At 69.1% G+C, this 17,949-nt stretch carries 18 protein-coding genes; 13 read left to right on the top strand and 5 right to left on the bottom strand.

Going from position 1 to position 17,949, the window contains the following annotated elements; genetic code table 11:
* Positions 1-116 precede the first annotated feature (116 nt).
* From AAG689_RS20765 to AAG689_RS20745, 5 genes are all read right to left on the bottom strand, one after another.
* Positions 117-755: an MBL fold metallo-hydrolase gene (locus AAG689_RS20765; RefSeq protein WP_406623566.1), complete on the bottom strand. Its 639-nt coding sequence runs from the start codon at positions 753-755 to the stop codon at positions 117-119.
* A gap of 28 nt (positions 756-783) precedes the next feature.
* Positions 784-1,764 (bottom strand): tripartite tricarboxylate transporter substrate binding protein, encoded by a 981-nt coding sequence (locus AAG689_RS20760; protein WP_406623565.1) that lies wholly within the window; start codon positions 1,762-1,764, stop codon positions 784-786.
* A gap of 18 nt (positions 1,765-1,782) precedes the next feature.
* Positions 1,783-2,676, bottom strand: a complete 894-nt coding sequence (locus AAG689_RS20755; protein ID WP_020230956.1) for an NAD(P)-dependent oxidoreductase — start codon at positions 2,674-2,676, stop codon at positions 1,783-1,785.
* A gap of 20 nt (positions 2,677-2,696) precedes the next feature.
* Positions 2,697-4,148 carry an aldehyde dehydrogenase gene (locus AAG689_RS20750; protein WP_406623564.1) on the bottom strand — a complete coding sequence of 484 codons (1,452 nt, stop codon included), beginning with the start codon at positions 4,146-4,148 and terminating at the stop codon, positions 2,697-2,699.
* A 188-nt stretch (positions 4,149-4,336) separates the two neighbouring features.
* Positions 4,337-5,065, bottom strand: coding sequence for an IclR family transcriptional regulator (locus AAG689_RS20745; protein ID WP_406623563.1), 729 nt, complete (start codon positions 5,063-5,065; stop codon positions 4,337-4,339).
* A gap of 210 nt (positions 5,066-5,275) precedes the next feature.
* On the opposite strand from AAG689_RS20745, the gene AAG689_RS20740 reads away from it, so the two are divergent.
* From AAG689_RS20740 to AAG689_RS20680, 13 genes are all read left to right on the top strand, one after another.
* Positions 5,276-6,262 carry a Bug family tripartite tricarboxylate transporter substrate binding protein gene (locus AAG689_RS20740; protein ID WP_406623562.1) on the top strand — a complete coding sequence of 329 codons (987 nt, stop codon included), beginning with the start codon at positions 5,276-5,278 and terminating at the stop codon, positions 6,260-6,262.
* A 16-nt stretch (positions 6,263-6,278) separates the two neighbouring features.
* Entirely contained in the window at positions 6,279-7,826 is a 1,548-nt protein-coding gene (locus AAG689_RS20735; protein ID WP_406623561.1) for an acyl-CoA carboxylase subunit beta, read from the top strand.
* Between the two features lie 77 nt (positions 7,827-7,903).
* Positions 7,904-9,268: an acetyl/propionyl/methylcrotonyl-CoA carboxylase subunit alpha gene (locus AAG689_RS20730; protein ID WP_406623559.1), complete on the top strand. Its 1,365-nt coding sequence runs from the start codon at positions 7,904-7,906 to the stop codon at positions 9,266-9,268.
* 26 nt (positions 9,269-9,294) lie between these two features.
* Entirely contained in the window at positions 9,295-9,507 is a 213-nt protein-coding gene (locus tag AAG689_RS20725) for an acetyl-CoA carboxylase biotin carboxyl carrier protein subunit (protein ID WP_020229977.1), read from the top strand.
* Positions 9,504-11,612 carry a 3-hydroxyacyl-CoA dehydrogenase NAD-binding domain-containing protein gene (locus AAG689_RS20720; RefSeq protein WP_406623558.1) on the top strand — a complete coding sequence of 703 codons (2,109 nt, stop codon included), beginning with the start codon at positions 9,504-9,506 and terminating at the stop codon, positions 11,610-11,612. The genes AAG689_RS20725 and AAG689_RS20720 overlap by 4 nt, the downstream gene beginning before the upstream one ends.
* Before the next feature lie 6 nt (positions 11,613-11,618).
* A complete protein-coding gene (locus AAG689_RS20715; protein ID WP_406623557.1) occupies positions 11,619-12,020 on the top strand; it encodes a Zn-ribbon domain-containing OB-fold protein in 402 nt (133 codons plus the stop codon).
* Positions 12,017-13,189, top strand: coding sequence for a thiolase (locus tag AAG689_RS20710; RefSeq protein WP_406623556.1), 1,173 nt, complete (start codon positions 12,017-12,019; stop codon positions 13,187-13,189). Before AAG689_RS20715 ends, AAG689_RS20710 begins: the two co-directional genes overlap by 4 nt.
* A gap of 22 nt (positions 13,190-13,211) precedes the next feature.
* Positions 13,212-13,898 (top strand): 3-oxoacid CoA-transferase subunit A, encoded by a 687-nt coding sequence (locus AAG689_RS20705; protein WP_406623555.1) that lies wholly within the window; start codon positions 13,212-13,214, stop codon positions 13,896-13,898.
* A gap of 8 nt (positions 13,899-13,906) precedes the next feature.
* On the top strand, positions 13,907-14,551 hold the full coding sequence (locus AAG689_RS20700; protein WP_406626382.1) for a 3-oxoacid CoA-transferase subunit B: 645 nt from the start codon (positions 13,907-13,909) through the stop codon (positions 14,549-14,551).
* 19 nt (positions 14,552-14,570) lie between these two features.
* On the top strand, positions 14,571-14,975 hold the full coding sequence (locus AAG689_RS20695) for a hypothetical protein (protein ID WP_406623554.1): 405 nt from the start codon (positions 14,571-14,573) through the stop codon (positions 14,973-14,975).
* 19 nt (positions 14,976-14,994) lie between these two features.
* On the top strand, positions 14,995-15,843 hold the full coding sequence (locus tag AAG689_RS20690) for an alpha/beta fold hydrolase (protein ID WP_406623553.1): 849 nt from the start codon (positions 14,995-14,997) through the stop codon (positions 15,841-15,843).
* A gap of 49 nt (positions 15,844-15,892) precedes the next feature.
* Complete coding sequence (locus tag AAG689_RS20685) at positions 15,893-17,047, top strand: ABC transporter substrate-binding protein (protein ID WP_406623552.1); 1,155 nt, start codon at positions 15,893-15,895, stop codon at positions 17,045-17,047.
* 24 nt (positions 17,048-17,071) lie between these two features.
* On the top strand, positions 17,072-17,941 hold the full coding sequence (locus tag AAG689_RS20680; RefSeq protein WP_406623551.1) for a branched-chain amino acid ABC transporter permease: 870 nt from the start codon (positions 17,072-17,074) through the stop codon (positions 17,939-17,941).
* The last annotated feature ends 8 nt before the right edge of the window (positions 17,942-17,949 follow it).

Below are 17,949 nucleotides of genomic sequence, written 5' to 3'. Positions count from 1 at the left end.
CATTCTATTGAGAATGATTTTCATTGGCGCCATTCCTGGCCATTCAATACAAACCGAATTGGCTGCCAGCGCTTATGCAACAAGCGCGAGCAGCTATTTTTTTTGGTAGTGTGCGATCAGGTGCCGCCCACGTAGGGATTGCTGCGCCGCTCGCGTCCGAAGGTGCTCTCCGGCCCGTGGCCGGGGATGAACACCGTCTGGTCGCCCATGGGCCACAGGCGCTGGGTGATGCTGCCGATGAGCTGCTGGTGGTTGCCCTGCGGAAAGTCCGTGCGGCCAATGCTGCCGGCGAACAGCACGTCGCCCACGAAGGCGCGGTCGATCTGCGGCGCGTGGAACACCACGTGGCCCGGCGTGTGGCCCGGGCAATGGCGCACGTTCAAGGTCTCATGGCCGATGGTGACCGTGTCGCCGTCGTGCAGCCAGCGGGTGGGCGCGAACGGCAGCGCGGGCGGAAAGCCGAACATCGCGCTCTGTTGCGGCAGGCCGTCGATCCAGAACTGGTCGCCCTCCTGCGGGCCGACGATGGGCAACTGCAGGCGCTGCGCCAGCTCGCCTGCGCCGCCCGCGTGGTCGATGTGGGCGTGCGTGAGCCAGATGGCCTTCAGCTGCAGGCCCAGGCGCTTCGCTTCGGCCAGCAGCACGTCCAGGTCGCCGCCCGGGTCGATCACGGCGGCGTCCATGGTCTGGTCGCACCAGACGAGCGAGCAGTTCTGCTGGAACGCGGTGACGGGGATGGTGAGGTAGTGGAGCATGGGCGGCGATTGTCGCAGCCCCCTGCTGCTAGTTGATCACCGCTCCGGACTGCTGGACGATGCCTCGCCACTTGGCCGACTCGGCCCGCATGAAGGCGTCGAACTCGGCGGGCGTGTTGGAGACGACCTCGCCGCCGAGGTCGATCAGCCGCGCGCGCAGGTCGGGCTGGTCTACCACTGCGCGGATGTCCCGGCTGATGCGCTCGCGCAAGCCCTGCGGCAGCGCGGCGGGCGCGAGCACGCCGAACCACGTGGCGGCCTCGAAGTTTGGCAGCCCCGCTTCGGCGAAGGTGGGAATGGCAGGCACCTTCTCGATGCGGCTGCCGTTGGCCAGCGCGATGGCCTTGAGCTTGCCCGAGGCGATGTGCGGCAGCACCACGGTGAGCGTGGCGAACATCGCGTCCACCGAGCCGCCCAGCAGGTCGGTGATGGCGGGCGCGTCGCCCTTGTAGGGCACGTGCACCATGCGCGTTTTCATCGCGGCGTTGAACATCTCGCCCGTGAGGTGCTGGGCCGTGCCGTTGCCGGGCGAGGCGTAGGCGGCTTTGTCCGGGTTGGCGCGCGCGTAGCGGGTGAACTCGTCCAGCGTCGAGACCTCCAGGCTGGGCCGCACGACCAGCACCAGCGGCACCTTCGCGACCAGCGTGAGCGCGGCGAAGCTCGCCAGGGGGTCGTAGTCGAGCTTCTTGTACAGCGCGGCGCTGATGGTGTGCGCCGAGGTGGTCATGTAGAGCAGGTGGCCGTCGCCGGGCGCGCGCGCCACCTGCGCGGCGGCCAGCGTCGTGCCGGCGCCGGGCTTGTTGTCGATGACGACCGGCTTGCCCCAGCGCGGGCCCAGTTTGTCGGCCACCGCGCGGGCCACGATGTCGGTGGCGCCGCCCGCCGCGTAGGGCACGACGAGGTGGACGTTGCCGGAAGGGAAGGGCGCTTCCTGGGCGAAGGCCAGGCCGGGCGCGCATGCGGCGGCCAGGGCGCAGCGCAGCGCCCCGCGGCGGGTGATGGATGGCATGTGTTTCTCCTGCGCGCTTCAGCGCTGGCCGGCGATCAGCCGGCTGATGACGGGGTGGTACTTCTCGCCCAGGCCGCTGTCGATGGCCTGCTGGAACCATGCATCGACGACGGCCGCGCCGCGCGCATCCACGCCCGCGTCGCGCGCCAGTTGCAGCGCGTACTTCAGATCCTTGCGCGCGTAGAGCACGGAGAACGCGCGCTCGGGGAATTCGCCGGGCAGCACGGCCTTCATGCCGTGGTTGCGCAGCGCGAAGCTGTCGGCCGAGCCCTTCGAGAGCGTGTCGAACAGCACATTGGGATCGACCCCGGCCTTCTCGCCGATGGCCTTGGCCTCGCTCACGGCCACCACGGTCTCGAACAGCACCATGTTGTTGAGGATCTTGAGCACCTGGCCGCAGCCCACGGGCCCGCACAGCGCGATGTCGGAGGCGAAGGTGGCGATCAGCGGCTTGACGGCCTCGAACACCTCGGGCGCGGCGCCCACCATCACCGCGAGCGTGCCCGCTTCGGCGGCGGCGCGGGTGCGCGCCACGGGCGCGTCCACGAATTGCGTGCCCAGGGCCGCGAATTCACGGGCCAGTTCGCGGGTGGTGTCCACGGGCGACGTGCTCAGATCCACGATGGTCTGGCCCGCGCGTGCCGAGGCCAGCAGGCCGCCGTCCTGGCGGCACAACTGCGCGACGATTTCGCCCGAGGGCAGCGAGAGGAAGACGACGTCGGCCGCCTGCATCACGGCCGCGGCGCTGGGCGCGGCCTGCACGCCGTGCGCGGCCAGGCGCTGCAGCGGGGCCGCGTCGAGGTCGTGCGCGATCACGCGGGCGCCGGTCTTCACCGCGAGGTTGCGGCAGATGGGCTCGCCCATCACGCCCAGGCCGATGAAGCCGATCACTTGCTTGGTGGTGTTGTTCATGTGCTTTTCCTGTCGGCCGTTCATGCCATGCCGAAATAGATGCCCTTGGGCTGCTGGTACAGCCGCATGCCGGTGATGCCCTTCTCGCGCCCGATGCCGCTTTCCTTGAAGCCGCCGAAGGGCGTGGCGATGGACAGTTGCTTGTAGGTGTTGATCCAGACGGTGCCCGCTTCCAGCGCGCGCGCGACGCGCCAGGCGCGCTGGTAATCGGCCGTCCAGACGCCGGAGGCGAGGCCGAGGGTGCTGTCGTTGGCCTGGGCGATGAGGTCTTCCTCGTCGTCGAACGGCAGCACGCAGAGCACGGGGCCGAAGATTTCCTGCTGGGCGATGGCCGCGCGGTTGTCGATGCCGCCGATCACCGTGGGCAGGTAGTAGGCGCCGCGCGCCAGCGCTGCGGCGCCGGGCCGCGCGCCGCCCGCGAGGATCTGCGCGCCCGCGGCGCGCGCGTCCTCCACCATGCGCTCGACCTTGTCGCGGTGCGCGAAGGAGGCGAGCGGGCCCATCTCGGCGCCGGCCGCATCGGGCAGATCCACGCGCAGCGAGCGGGCGCGCTCCGTGAGCTTGCGCACCACTTCGGCCTGCACGGAGCGCTGCACGAACAGGCGCGAGCCGGCCACGCACGACTGGCCGCTGCCCTCGAAGATGCCGTCGGCCACGGCGGCCACGGCGGCGTCGATGTCGGCATCGGCAAAGACGATGTGGGGCGACTTGCCGCCCAGCTCCAGCGCCACGGGCATGAGCTTGCGCGCGGCCACCTCGGCAATGCGCCGGCCGCTCTCCGTGCCGCCCGTGAACGACACCATGCGCACCAGCGGGTGCGCGACCAGCGCCGCGCCCACGTCGTGCCCGGTGCCCGGCAGCACGTTCAGCAGCCCGGGCGGCAGGCCCGCCTCCAGCGCGATGCGGCCCACGGCCAGGCCGGTCGAGGGCGTGACCTCCGAGGGCTTGAGCACGACCGCGTTGCCCGCCGCCAGCGCCGGGGCGATCTTCTGCGCCTCCATCGTCAGCGGCGAATTCCACGGCGTGATGGCCGCCACCACGCCATAGGGCTCGTAGGCCGTCATGGACAGGTAGTTGCCACGCGCCGGCGTCACCTCCGAGCCCGTCGTCTCGCAGACCGCGCCGTAGTAGCGGAAGGTGGCGGCGGCGCTCTTGACCTGCTTGACGCACTCGCTCCACACCTTGCCGTTCTCGAGCATCTGCAGGCGCGCGAGCTGGTCGCTGTCGCGCTCCATGCGATCGGCGATGCCGAACAGGATGCGCGCGCGCTGCATCGGCAGCATCTGCGTCCAGGTACCGGCCTTGCTGGCCTGCGCAGCGTTGCGCACGGCCTCGTCCACGGTGCGCGGCCCCGCGGCGGCCACCTCGTGGTTGGTTTCGCCCGTTGCCGGGTTGACGGAGACCAGCGGGGCAATGCCTTGCTCGCCCGGTGCATCCTGTCCCGCGATCAGCATGGGCTTGTGTTCAAGCATCTGGAACCTTTCACGATTTTCAGAACAAAAATTCTATTTTTCGAATTTTCGTGGACAAGCCGAGTGCGTCTGCCTAGTGTTTCTACTGATGGAACAAAAGTTCTGAAAATTGAGGTGTGCCGCCCATGCACGCTGGTGCGCCCAGCGGCGCGGCGGTCAGCGGTACAGCAAGAAACGGAGGGGTCAGGTCAGGATGCGCTCGGCCATTTCCCGCCGAGGCTGTGCGTGGCGCGCTCGGCTGCGGCCAGGACGAGGGCCTTCATGCGCTGCACTGCGAGCTCGGAAAACCGCTCCAGCGGCCCCGATACCGAAATCGCGCCGAGCAGCGAGGCCGAGGGGCCGAACACCGGCGCCGCGATGGCGCCGCAGAGAGGATCGCGCTCGCCGAACGATGTGAAGACGAGATCGCCGGCGGCCGCGGCTTGCGCATGCGAGCCCTGCTCCAGGGTGGTGATCACCTTGCCCGCGGCGCCTTTGTGCAGGGGCAGCAGGTCTCCCGTGCGCACGCGATCCAGCGTCGAGTGGTTGGAGTCGATGCGCATGAGGCACAGCCGGTGGCTCTGGTCGTGGCGCACGTGGAACGACGGGCTCTCCGTGCCCTGTTCCACCAGCCACTGCAGGATGGGCTGGATGGCGCCCTGCAGGCCGTGCACCTGCTCGAAGGAGCGGCCGAACACGAAGGCCAGCGGCCCCAGCGCATACCGCTTGTCCGCGCGGTGCGTCACCAGCCCGGCACGCTCCAGAGAGGCGAGCAGGCGCAGCAGCGTGCTCTTGTACATGCCCGTGGCCTGCGAGAGCTCCGTGAGCGTGAGCGCCTGGGCCGAGTTCGCCAGCGAGGTGGCGATGTGCAGCGCGCGATCGACCGCGGCGACACCGTCGCTCTTTTCCGAAGGCTCCGTGGACGTCAGGGGGGGCATGCGCGCGTTGCGTGGTGGCTCGATGGCGAATTCTATCTTGGGCAACAGGGTATCCATTTTCAGGAGCGAAAGGGCGGGGAGGCGGGAGGTTTTTCAGGGGTTAACCCCTATCGGCAACGGGTTGACGGAAGGACGACTTTCTTGAAAACTGAAAAAAAGAGAACTTAAATTCTTTTCTATAGAACACTTTAAGTCAAGACAGGAGACCTCATGAACGCAAAACGCACCTTTCTGGCAGCCGCCGTGGCGGCGCTGGCAACTGGCATGGTCGCCATGCCTGCCACGGCCCAGGGCTACCCCAACAAGCCCATCCGCTTCGTGGTGGGCTTCAGCGCGGGCAACTCCATCGACTCGGTGGCCCGCATCATTGCGCAGCACCTGACCACCAAGCTCGGACAGCCCGTGGTGGTGGACAACAAGACGGGCGCCAACGGCATGCTCGCCGCCACCGAGGTTGCACGCTCGCAGCCCGATGGGTACACGGTGCTGATCAGCAACTCGAGCACGATCACCGTCAATCCGCTGCTCTACAAGAAGATGAGCTACGACCCGAAGAAGGACTTCGCGCCGGTGTCGCTCGTGGTGTCGGTGCCGTTCATCCTGACGGTCAATCCGCAGAAGGGCCCGCTCGGCACAGCCCCCACGCTGCAGGACATGCTGCACGCGGCCAAGGCCAAGCCGGGCGCCTACTCCTATGGATCGGCAGGCGTGGGCAACCTCACGCAGCTGAGCTTCGAGCTGCTCAACGGCATGGCCGGCGTGAACATGACGCACGTGGCCTACCGGGGCTCCGCCCCTGCCCAGGTGGCGCTGATGGGCGGCGAGGTGGACGCGGCGTTCGACAACCCCTCGGCAGTGCCGAAGATCAAGGCCGGGCAACTGCGCGCGCTGGCCGTCACGTCGGCCCAGCGCTGGCACGAGCTGCCCGACGTGCCGGCCATCGCGGAGGCCGGCTATCCAGGCTTCGATATCTCGTTCTGGGTCGGCGCCCTCGTGCCGGCGCAGACGCCCGCGCCCGTCGTGAACGCGCTGTCCGAGGCGATCGCATCTGCGCTCCAAGACCCGGCCGTGAAGGCGCGGCTGGAGCAGCAGGGGAACATCCGCATGTACGGCCCCCAGCGCTTCGCCGAGCAGATCGACAAGGAAACCGCGCAGTACGCGGAAATCATCCGCAAGGCGGACATCAAGCTGGACTGAACGGGAGCTCATCACGATGGCCTGGGACAAGGAACTCGCCGAGCTCGCGCAGCGCAAGGAGCTGGCGCAGCGCATGGGCGGTGCTGAGAAGGTGCAGCGGCACAGGGACAACGGGAAGATCCCCGTGCGCGAGCGCATCGCGCTGCTCGTGGACGAGGACTCGCTCGTCGAGGTGGGCGGCCTGGCCGGCTCGGGCCAGTACGACGACGAAGGCCGGCTGGCCGACTTCACGCCCGCGAACCTGGTGATGGGGCGTGCGCGCATCGGCGGGCGGCCCGCCGTGGTGATGGGCGACGACTTCACCGTGCGCGGCGGTGCCAACGACGGTGCCGTGGGCGACAAGATGATCGTGGCGGAGCAGATGGCGCACGACCTGCGCCTGCCGCTGGTGCGCCTAGTGGATGGCACGGGCGGCGGCGGCTCGGTGAAGAACATCGAACTCAAGGGGCACACGCTGCTGCCCAAGCTCAAGTCCTGGCCCTACATCGCGCGCAACCTGGCCACCGTTCCGGTCGTGGGGCTGGCGCTGGGGTCGGTAGCGGGGCTGGGCGCGGCGCGCGTGTCCGCCAGCCACTACTCGGTCATGGTGCGCGATACCGCGCAGCTCTTCGTGGCGGGCCCGCCCGTGGTGGCGCGCACGGGCCAGGTGCTGGGCAAGAACGAGCTGGGCGGCGCCCAGATCCACGCGCGCAACGGCGTGGTGGACGACGAGGTCGCCTCCGAGGCCGAAGCCTTCGCGCGCGCGCGCCGCTTCCTCTCGTACCTGCCTGCGTCCGTGCACGAGCTGCCCCCGCGCGCTGAAGGCGGGCGTGAAGCCTCGGCGAACCAGGCGGCGCTGCGCAGCGCCATTCCGGAGAACACGCGCTCGGTCTACAAGATCCGCACCATCGTGGAGACCCTGGTGGACAGCGGCTCGTTCATGGAGATCGGCCGCCATTGGGGCAAGGCCATCGCGGCGGGCCTGGCGCGCATCGACGGCTGGCCGGTCGTCGTCGTCGCGAGCGACCCCTACCACTACGGCGGCGCCTGGGATCGCCAGACGACCGAGAAGTACATGCGCATGGTCGATCTGGCCGAGCAGTTCCACCTGCCCGTGCTCAACCTCGTGGACGTGCCGGGCTTCCGCATCGGCCTGGAGGCCGAGAAGGAAGGCGTGATGCGCGCCGGCGTGCGCGCGCTCACCGCCGTGGCGCAGAGCACGGTGCCCTGGTGCACGGTGATCCTGCGCAAGGCCTTCGGCGTGGCCGGGGGCGGGCACCAGAACGCTGACCGCTTCAACTTCCGCTATGCATGGCCTTCGGCCCAATGGGGATCGCTGCCCATCGAAGGCGGGCTGGAGGTGGCCTACAAGGCCGAGATCGAGGCCGCCGGCGACCCCGAGGCGGCCCGTGCGCGCATCGAGGCCCGCGTGCGCAGCCTGACCTCGCCCTTCCGCAGCGCCGAGGCGTTCGTGGTGGAGGACATCATCGACCCGCAGGACACGCGCACCCTGCTGGTCGAGTTCGCCAACCTCGCCGCGCCGCTGCGCCAAGCCGGCCCGGTGCGCTTCGGGTTCCGTCCATGAGCCGCCCGGCCGTTCCGAAGGCTCATAGCACCGCAGCCCGTCAGGGCGAAGGTACGTCAGTGAGCGAGGCCAGGCCCGTGCGGGCGCCCCGTTCCATCCGCCGCATCCTGGTCGCCAACCGCGGCGCGGTGGCGGCCCGCGTGATCCGCGCGGCGAAGGCCCTGGGGATCGAGTCCGTCGCGGTGCATTCCACCGCCGACGAGCGGATGCCCTATGTGAAAGAGGCCGATGCCGCGGTCTGTATCGGCGACGCACCCGCCGCCGCGAGCTACCTGAACCAGGACGCCGTGCTGCGCGCGGCCCGGGAGAGCGGCGCTGATGCGGTGCATCCGGGCTACGGCTTCCTGTCCGAAAACGCGGCCTTCGCCGAGCGCGTGGAGGCCGAAGGACTGTGCTTCATCGGCCCCAGCCCGCGCTGGATCAAGACCCTGGGCCACAAGACGGCGGCGCGCGAATTGATGCAGGCGCACGGCATGCCCATGACGCGCAGCAGCGCGCTCCTGCCGGACGACCTCGACGAGGTGACCCGGGTCGCCTGCGGCATGGGTTTCCCCCTCATGCTCAAGCCCGCGAACGGCGGTGGCGGCATCGGCATGCTGCCGGTGCGTGGGGCACAGGAGATCGCCGCGGCCTGGCGGCAGGCGCAGTCCACCTCGGCCAAGGCGTTCGGCGCGTCGGAGCTGTACTTCGAGACGCTGATCGACATGCCACGGCACGTGGAATTCCAGTTCCTCGCGGATCGCCACGGGCAGGTGCGCTGCCTGTACGAGCGCGACTGCTCCGTACAGCGGCGCAACCAGAAGGTCGTCGAAGAGGCGCCCGCGCCGGGCATTCCCCGCGACGCCGTGCAGGCCATGGCCCGGCGGCTGGAGGCGATCCTGGCCGGCATCGGCTACGACGTCATCGGCACCGTGGAGATGCTCTACACACCCGCGACGGGCTTCACGTTCCTGGAGGTGAACACGCGGCTGCAGGTGGAGCACGCGGTGACGGAAGAAGTCACGGGCGTGGACATCGTCGCGGCGCAGATCCGGCTGGCCGCGGGCGAGCCGCTCGCTGCCGTGCTGCCCGCGCCCATCGCATGCAACGGCCACGCGGTGGAGGCGCGCATCTACGCGGAAGACCCCGTGCGCTTCTTCCCGTCCCCCGGCGAACTCGCCGTGTTCACGCCGCCGGCGGGCGAGGGCATTCGCGTGGAGACGGGCTATGCCGCCGGCACCCGTGTGTCGAGCCACTACGACCCGATGCTCGCCAAGGTCATCGCGCATGGTGCCGACAGGGCCGAAGCGGTCGCCCGGCTGGCCGGCGCGCTGGAGCACTTTCGCGTCGAAGGCGTGAAAACCAACATTCCCTACGTGCTGCGCGTCCTGCGTGACCCGGCGTTCGCGGCCAGCCAGCTGCACACCCAACTGGGCGCCGCGATCGCATCGCGCCCTCTTTGAAACAACGTCCATCCAGGAGATTTCCCATGCCCACTCTCTGCTCCCCGCTGGCGGGCCGCGTCGTCACCCACTGCACCGCTCCCGACGACAGCGTGTCGGCCGGTGATCCGCTCTTGATCGTCGAGTCCATGAAGATGGAGATCCCTGTGGAGGCGGAGGCCGGCGGCACCGTGGTGCGCTACCTGGTCGAGGTCGGTGCGGAAGTGGCCGAAGGCCAGCCCCTGGTGGAACTGCGATGAACAGCGGCTTCGAGCGCCACGGCCGGGTGGCCCTGATCCGATGGGCCAACCCGCCCGTCAACGGCCTGTCGTTCGCGTTGCGCCAGCACCTGTCAGCGGCGCTGGACGCGGCCGTGGCGGATGCGGCCATCGACGCCATCGTGCTCGCGGGCGAGGGCCGCATGTTCTCGGGTGGCGCGGACATCCGTGAGTTCAACACGCCGCGCGGCGTGGCCGAGCCGACCACGCCCCAGTTGATCCAGCGCATCGAGAACCTGGGCAAGCCCGTGGTGGCAGCTATCCACGGCTCTGCGCTCGGCGGCGGCCTGGAGCTGGCCCTGGGCTGCCACTGGCGCGTGGCCGATGCCCAGGCGTCGGTGGCCCTGCCCGAGGTGAAGCTGGGCCTGCTGCCCGGCGGCGGCGGCACGCAGCGCCTGCCCCGGCTCGTGGGCGTCGAGACGGCGCTGGACTGGATCGTCTCCGGGAGGACGGTGGGCGCGGCCAAGGCCCTGGAGGCGGGCCTGCTGGACGCGGTGTTCGAAGGCGACTGGCTGTCGCAGGCGATCGCGTTCGCGGCCGGGCTCGATCCCGCGCAGGCGCTGCGGCCCACGGGCGCGCGTGCCGTCACGCCGCCCGCCGACGCGGCCGCGCTGTTCGGCGCCGCGCGAGAGAAGGCGCGCAAGACGGCGCGCGGCCTGGAAGCGCCGCTGCAATGCATCGCCTGCGTGGAGAAGTCGCAGGGCGGCTCGCTGCAGGAAGGGCTGGCGTTCGAGCGGCAGCGCTTCGTCGAGCTCGTGAACGGCACGCAGTCCAAGGCGCTGCGCCACCTGTTCTTCGGCGAGCGCGAAGCCGCCAAGCCGCCGGCGGATGCGCAGGGCATGGCGTTGCGCTCCGTGCAGCGCGTGGGTGTGATCGGCGCGGGCACGATGGGCGGCGGCATCGCCATGGCCTTCGCCAACGCGGGCTACGCCGTGACGCTGGTCGAGGCCACCGACGCGGCCCTCGCCAAGGGCCTGGAGACGATCCGCCGCAACTACGCGGCCACGGTGGCCAAGGGCAAGCTGGACGAGGCGCAGATGCAGGCCCGCCTGGCGCGCATCCACGGCTCCACGGCCATGCAGGAACTCGCAGAGGCGGATCTGGTCATCGAGGCGGCCTTCGAGGACATCGCCGTCAAGCACGGCCTGTTCCAGCAACTGGACGCGATCGCCAAGCCTGGCGCCATCCTTGCGACCAACACCTCGCGGCTCGACATCAACGACATCGCCGCCGTGACGCGCCGCCCGCAGGACGTGATGGGACTGCACTTCTTCAGCCCCGCCCACGTCATGAAGCTGCTGGAAATCGTGCGCGGCCGGGCCACGGCGCCCGACGTGATCGCCACGGTGCTCGATGTGGCCAAGCGCATCGGCAAGGTGCCCGCCGTGGTGGGCGTGTGCGACGGCTTCGTGGGCAACCGCATGGTGAGCCCGTATACGCGCGAGGCGCACTTCCTGCTGGAGGAGGGCGCGAGCCCCGCGCAGGTGGATCAGGCCGTGGAGCGCTTCGGCATGGCCATGGGCCCGCTGCGCATGGGCGACATGGCCGGCCTGGACATCAGCTGGGCCGCGCGCAAGCGCCAGGCCCCCACGCGCCCCAGGCACCTGCGCTACTGCCACATCGCCGACCGGCTCTGCGAGTCGGGCCGCCTGGGGCAGAAGACGGGCGCGGGCTTCTACCGCTACGAGCCGGGCAGCCGCGCGCCCGTGCCCGATCCGGCCGTGGAGGCGATCATCGACACCTGCGCACGCGAATCGGGCATCACGCGCCGGGCGATCACCGACGAGGAGATCGTGGAGCGCACGATGTATGCGCTGGTCAATGAGGCCGCGCGCATCCTGCAGGATGGCGTGGCGCGCCGCGGCAGCGACATCGACGTGATCTACGTGAACGGCTACGGCTTTCCCGCCGCGCGCGGCGGCCCGCTGTTCTATGCCGACACCGTGGGCCTGCCCCAGGTGCTCGCGCGCATCGAGGAATTCCACCGCCTCCACGGCCCGTTGTGGGAGCCCGCGCCGCTGCTCGCGCAGCTCGTGGCGCAGGGCCAGTCCCTCTCCGGCTACGTGGTGCCCACCGAACCCACCTGAACGACCATGACCGCCATCGCCCCATCCCCGGGCGGCCCCGACGCCGCCTATCTCCACCACCTGGCCCAGGGCCGGTTCCGCATCCAGCAATGCGGCGCGTGCGCGCGGCACGTGTTCTATCCACGGGTCGCTTGCCCGCACTGCGGCGGCGCCGACCTGCGCTGGATGGACGCCAGCGGCCAGGGCACCGTCCATGCGTGCAGCGTGGTCATGGGCAAGCCCGGCACGGGCACCGACTACGCCATCGTGCTCGTCGACCTGGACGAGGGCGTGCGCATGATGGGCCGCGTGCGGGAGCATCCGCAGGACCAGGTGCGTATCGGCATGCGCGTGCAGGCCCGCATCGTGGAGCAGGACGGCAAGCCGCTCGTGGTCTTCGTTCCCCAAGGCGCGGGAGGTGCGCAATGAGCCTGCAACAACTTCGCGGCAAGGCCGCCATCGTGGGCGTGGGCCATGCCGGCATCGGCGAGGCGACCGGCTTCAGCGCCATGGAAATCCTGGGCCAGGCCGCGCTCGCGGCCGTGGACGATGCGGGGCTCACGCTGCGCGACATCGACGGCCTGGCCACCTGCAGCTCGGCGGCCAGCATGTGGGCGCTGCCGGTGGCCGAATACCTGGGCCTGCGGCCGCAGTTCATCGACAGCACCATGCTGGGCGGCTCCAGCTTCATCGCCCACCTGATGCCCGCGATGCTGGCGCTGGAGAGCGGCCAGTGCAACGCGGTGCTCGTGTGCTACGGCAGCACCCAGAAGACGGGCACGTTCTCGCGCAAGGCCATGTCGGATACGTTCCGCCTGATCGACCCGCTGCCCTACGAGCACCCCTACGCGCCCATCCAGCCGCTCACGTCCTACGCGCTGGCCGCTTCGCGCCACATGCACGAGTTCGGCACCACGCGCGAGCAGCTCGCCGAGGTGGCCGTGGCCGCGCGCCGCTGGGCGCAGCTCAACCCCGAGGCGGTGATGCGCGATCCGCTCAGCATCGACGACGTGCTGTCCGCGCGCATGGTCTCCACGCCGCTCACGGTGCGCGACTGCTGCCTCGTCACCGACGGCGCGGGCGCCTTCGTGCTCATGCGCGCCGACCGCGCCAAGGCCCAGGTGCCCAAGCCCGTGTACGTGCTCGGCAACGCCACGGCGGTGTGGAACCGGCAGATCTCGTCCATGGAGAACCTCACCGTCACCGCCGCGTCGGAGTCGGGGCGGCGTGCCTTCGAGATGGCGGGCCTCGCGCCCTCGGACGTGGACGTGGTGGGCCTCTACGACGCCTTCACGATCAACACGCTGCTGTTCCTCGAAGACCTGGGCTTCTGCAAGAAGGGCGAGGCCGGCGCGTTCGTGGAGAACGGCGGCATCGCGCCGGGCGGTCGGCTGCCGGTCAATACCAACGGCGGCGGGCTCTCGTGCGTGCACCCGGGCATGTACGGCATCTTCCTCGTGATCGAGGCGGTGCGTCAGTTGCGCGGCGAATGCGGCGCGCGGCAGGTCAAGGATGCGCGCATCGCCCTGGCGCACGGCAACGGCGGCACGCTGTCGAGCCAGTCCACGGCGATCTTCGGCGTGGAGGAAACGCTGTGAACGCGCGAGGCAGGGAGCCGGCATGCTCAACAAAGTGACCGCCTCGGTGCACGAGGCCGTGCGCGACGTGCGCGACGGCGCGACCATCCTCATCGGCGGCTTCGGCATCTCCGGCGTGCCCACCGAACTCGTCTGTGCGCTGCTGGACCAGGGCGCGCGCGAACTCACCATCGTCAACAACAATGCGGGCAACGGCAAGATCGGCCTGAGCCAGCTGGTGGAGGCCGGACGCGTGCGGCGCATGGTGTGCTCGTTCGCGCGCTCCTCCAACCCGGTGGAGCCCAACGCCGCCGCGTTCGCCGCGTGGTACCGCGCCGGCAGGATCGAACTCGAATGCGTGCCCCAGGGCACGATGGCCGAGCGCATGCGCGCGGCGGGCTCGGGCCTGGGGCCGTTCTTCACGCCCACCTCGTACGGCACGCGCCTGGCCGAGGGCAAGGAAACCCGCGTCATCGACGGCGTGGGCTATGTGCTGGAGCAGCCGCTGCACGGCGACTTCGCCTTCGTGAAGGCGCAGACGGCGGACCCCTGGGGCAACCTCATGTACCGCAACGCGGAGCGCAACTTCGGCCCCGTCATGTGCATGGCTGCCAAGGTGGCCGTGGCGCAGGTGGACGAGATCGTGCCGCTGGGCATGCTCGTGCCCGAGCACGTGGCAACGCCGGGCATCTTCGTGCAGCGCGTGGTACAGGTGGAAGGACGGGCATGACGATGAACATCCAACGGCTCAGCCGCGCCGCGATGGCGGCCAAGGTGGCCAACGACATTCCCGACGGCAGCTACGTCAACCTGGGGATCGGCATTCCCACGCTGATCTCCAAGTGCCTGCCGCCGGGCCGCGACGTGATCCTGCACAGCGAGAACGGCATCCTGGGCATGGGCCCCGCGCCCGCGGGCGGTGCCGTGGACCTGAGCCTCATCAACGCGAGCAAGGAGCCGGTCACGCTGCTGCCGGGGGCGTCCATCACCGACCACGTGACCTCGTTCGCCATGATGCGCGGCGGGCACATCGACCTCACCGTGCTCGGCGCGTTCCAGGTCTCCAGCCAGGGCGACCTGGCCAACTGGGACACCGGCGCGCCCGACGCGATCCCCGCCGTGGGCGGTGCCATGGACCTCGTGGTCGGCGCGCGACAGGTCTTCGTGGTCATGGAGCACGTGAGCAAGGCGGGCGAGCCCAAGATCGTCACCGAGTGCACCTACCCGCTCACGGGTGCGCGCGTGGTGGACCGCATCTACACGGATTGCGCGGTCATCGACGTCACGGCGCAAGGGCTGGCAGTCCGCTGGATGTGCGAAGGGATGAGCTTCGAGCGCCTGCAGTCCATGACCGCGGCGCCCCTTCTGCCGGGGATCGGCTGAACCACCCGGGCGCAACGGCATGAGCTCACACACCACGCACACCTCCCTGGCCGAGCGGTTCGCGTCCCTCGCGCCGCATGTCAACGCGAACGCCTGCCTCGTGCACCGGGGCCGGGCGTTGACGGCCGACCTCGTCGTCGTCGTCGGCACGGCGCGGTTTCTGCTGCGCATCCACCAGGGCGAAGTCGCCGAAGTCACGCAGCGGTTCGCGCTGTTCCATCCGTGCGCGCTCTTCGTGCAGGGAACGGCCGAGGCCTGGGAGCGGCTCTGGGACCAGGTGCCTCTTCCCGGCTGGCACGACATCTTCGCCCTGCACAAGCGGGGCGAGATGGTGATCGAGGGGGACACCCGGCTGCTGTTCTCGCATCTCCAGTACCTCAAGGATGTGCTGGAAATGCCGCGCCACGTGCCCGCGGACGCCTGAACCAGCGAGGAGACACCAGATGAAAGACCGCATCGAGCCCATCGTCGGCCGCTACATCCACGTGGATGTCCTGGGCGAGACGTGCCGCATCTATTTCGAGGAATGCGGCCAGGGCATTCCCTTGCTGTGCCTGCACACGGCCGGCTCCGATGGCCGGCAGTTCCGCCATCTGCTCAACGACGGCGCCCTCACCGGAAAATTCCGCGTCATCGCATTCGACATGCCCTGGCACGGAAAGTCCTATCCGCCCGTCGGCTTCCACGAGCGGGACTACGAACTCACCACCGAGCGCTACGTGGCCACGATCCGCGCGTTCAGCGCCGCGCTGGGGCTGGACAGGCCGGTGGTCATGGGCTGCTCGATCGGCGGACGGATCGTGTTGCAGCTGGCGCATGCCCACGGCGCCGAGTTCCGGGCGCTCATCGGCCTGGAGAGCGCCGACTACCAGCAGCCCTGGTACGACACGGGCTGGCTCAACCGCCCCGACGTGCATGGCGGCGAGGTCTGCGCCGCGCTGGTGTCCGGCCTGATCGCGCCGCAAAGCCCGAGCGAATACCGCCATGAAACCCTGTGGCAATACAAGCAGAGCGGCCCCGGGATCTTCAAGGGCGACCTGTACTTCTACCGCGTGGATTCCGACCTGCGCGGCAAGCTGGGCGGCATCGATACGGCCGCCACGCCGCTCTACCTGCTGACGGGCGAATACGACTTTTCCTGCAGTCCCGAGGACTCGATCCGCACCGCAGAGACCATTCCCGGCGCGAAGGTGACCGTCATGAAGGAACTGGGGCATTTCCCCATGAGCGAGAACCCCGGGCAATTCAGGAAATACATCCTGCCCGTGCTGGACGAGATCGCGGCCCGCTGAGCCTTGCCGGCACTCCATTCCAACCCCAACCATCCTCCAGGAGACAACCATGAAAAAGATCCTTGCCGCCTCGCTGCTGTGCGTGGGCTGCGGCGCATTCGCCCAGGAAGAACTCAAGATCGGCGCCATCGTGACGCTGTCCGGAGCGGGCGCCGCCTGGGGCCAGGCCATGCTGTACGCGACCGAGCTGGCCGCCGACGACGTGAACGCCAAGGGCGGCCTCGACGTGGGCGGCAAGAAGTACAAGGTCAAGGTCGTCGCCTACGACGACAAGTACCAGGCCGGCGAGGCCGTCACCGCCGCCAACCGCCTGGTGTTCGAGGACAAGGTCCAGTACGTGATCGGCCCCGTGGGCTCGGCCGCCGCGCTGGCCGTGGGCCCGATCATGGAGAAGAACAAGGTCGTCATGCTGACCCTGGGCTTCACCGACAAGGCCCTGGCGGCCGACAAGCCGTTCAGCTTCCGCCCCAACCTGACGACGATGGAGACATCGCAGCCCCAGATCGACTGGATCGTCAAGGCCAAGGGCATCAAGAAGGTGGGCGCGCTGTTCCCCAACGACGAGACCGGCCAGCAGATCGCCCAGGATCTGGAGAAGGCCTACGCCAAGGCCGGCGCGAAGATGGACGCCAAGGAGTTCTTCGAGCGCGAGCGCGTGGACATGATGCCGCTGCTCACCCGCATCATGGCCAAGGGCGTGGACGCCATCGAGCTCGACGGCAATGCGCCGGGTACCGCCGGCCTCATCGTCAAGCAGGCGCGCGAGCTGGGCTTCAAGGGGCACATCATCCGCAGTGGCGGCCCGGCCACCACCGAGATCGTCAACGTGGCGGGCGCGGGCGCGACCAACGGCATGCTGGTCAACACGCCGATCGACCCCGCCAATGCGGAGGTCAAGGCCTATGCAGAGCGCTATTTCGGCAAGTACAAGAAGCGCATGAACGGTTTCAGCCCGGCGTTCTACGACGGCACGCGCATGCTGTTCCAGGCCATGGGCCAGGCGGGCAGCACCACTGACACGGACAAGGTGCGCGTGGCGCTCGAAGGCATCAAGGACTTCAAGGGCATTCTGGGCACCCTCAACTGGACGGGCAAGGAAGTCTACGGCTCCAACCACCAGATCAGCGCGCCGTTCTACATCGCGCGCGTGCAGGACGGGCAGGAAGTGGTCGAGAGCACCTGCTCCCTCACTGCCTGCAAGTAAGCACAGAACCTGCTGGGTACCGCCGTGGATTTCACTTTCCTCATTGGTCAGGCATTGACCAATGGCCTCATCATTGGGCTGCTCTACCTGCTGATGGCCATTGGCTTCACACTGGTCTTCGGCGTCATGCGCGTGGTCAATTTCGCGCATGGCGAGTTCTACATGCTGGGCGCGTTCGTCGCCTATGTCTGTGTCACCCGGTTCCAGTTGCCTTTCCTGGTGGCGGTGCTTGCCACCTTCGCCGTGACCCTGGTCGCGGGCTGGCTCATCGAGGTGGTCGTGCTCAAGGGCTTCCGCGGCAACGAGCTCAACGGGATGATCAGCACGATCGGGCTGGGGATGATCCTGCAGAACAGCGCCCTGCTGCTCTTCGGGCCGGATCCTCAGTCCATGCCGCCGGTGGCCGAAGGCGTGGTGTCCCTCGGCCCCATCATGCTGCCCATGTCGCGGCTGTACGTGGTGGCGTTTTCCATCGCCGTGCTGGCGCTGCTCTACCTGTTCCTCATGCACAGCAAGGGCGGGCGCGCGCTGCGCGCCGTGGTGCAGGACACCGAGATCGCCAGCGCCCAGGGCATCCGCTCGCACCTCATGTATCCGTTGGGCTTCGGCATCGGCGTGGCGCTGGCTGCCGTGGCGGGTGCGCTGATGGCGCCGGTGTTCTCGGTCTCGCCGAGCATCGGCTCGACCCCTCTGCTCAAGGCATTCATCGTGGTGATCCTCGGCGGGCTGGGGAGCATTCCCGGCGCCGCGCTCGCCAGCCTGCTGCTGGGCGTGGTGGAGAGCGGGGCCAACACCTTCATGTCCAGCGCCATGTCCGACATGCTGCTCTTCGGCTTCGTGATCCTGATGCTGATCTTCCGCCCCTCGGGCCTGCTCGGAAAGTCTGGACGCTGACGCCATGC

The organism is Acidovorax sp. SDU_ACID1 (genome assembly GCF_045291395.1).
Taxonomy (GTDB): domain Bacteria; phylum Pseudomonadota; class Gammaproteobacteria; order Burkholderiales; family Burkholderiaceae_C; genus MR-S7.
This window is presented reverse-complemented; position numbering and strand designations above follow the sequence as displayed.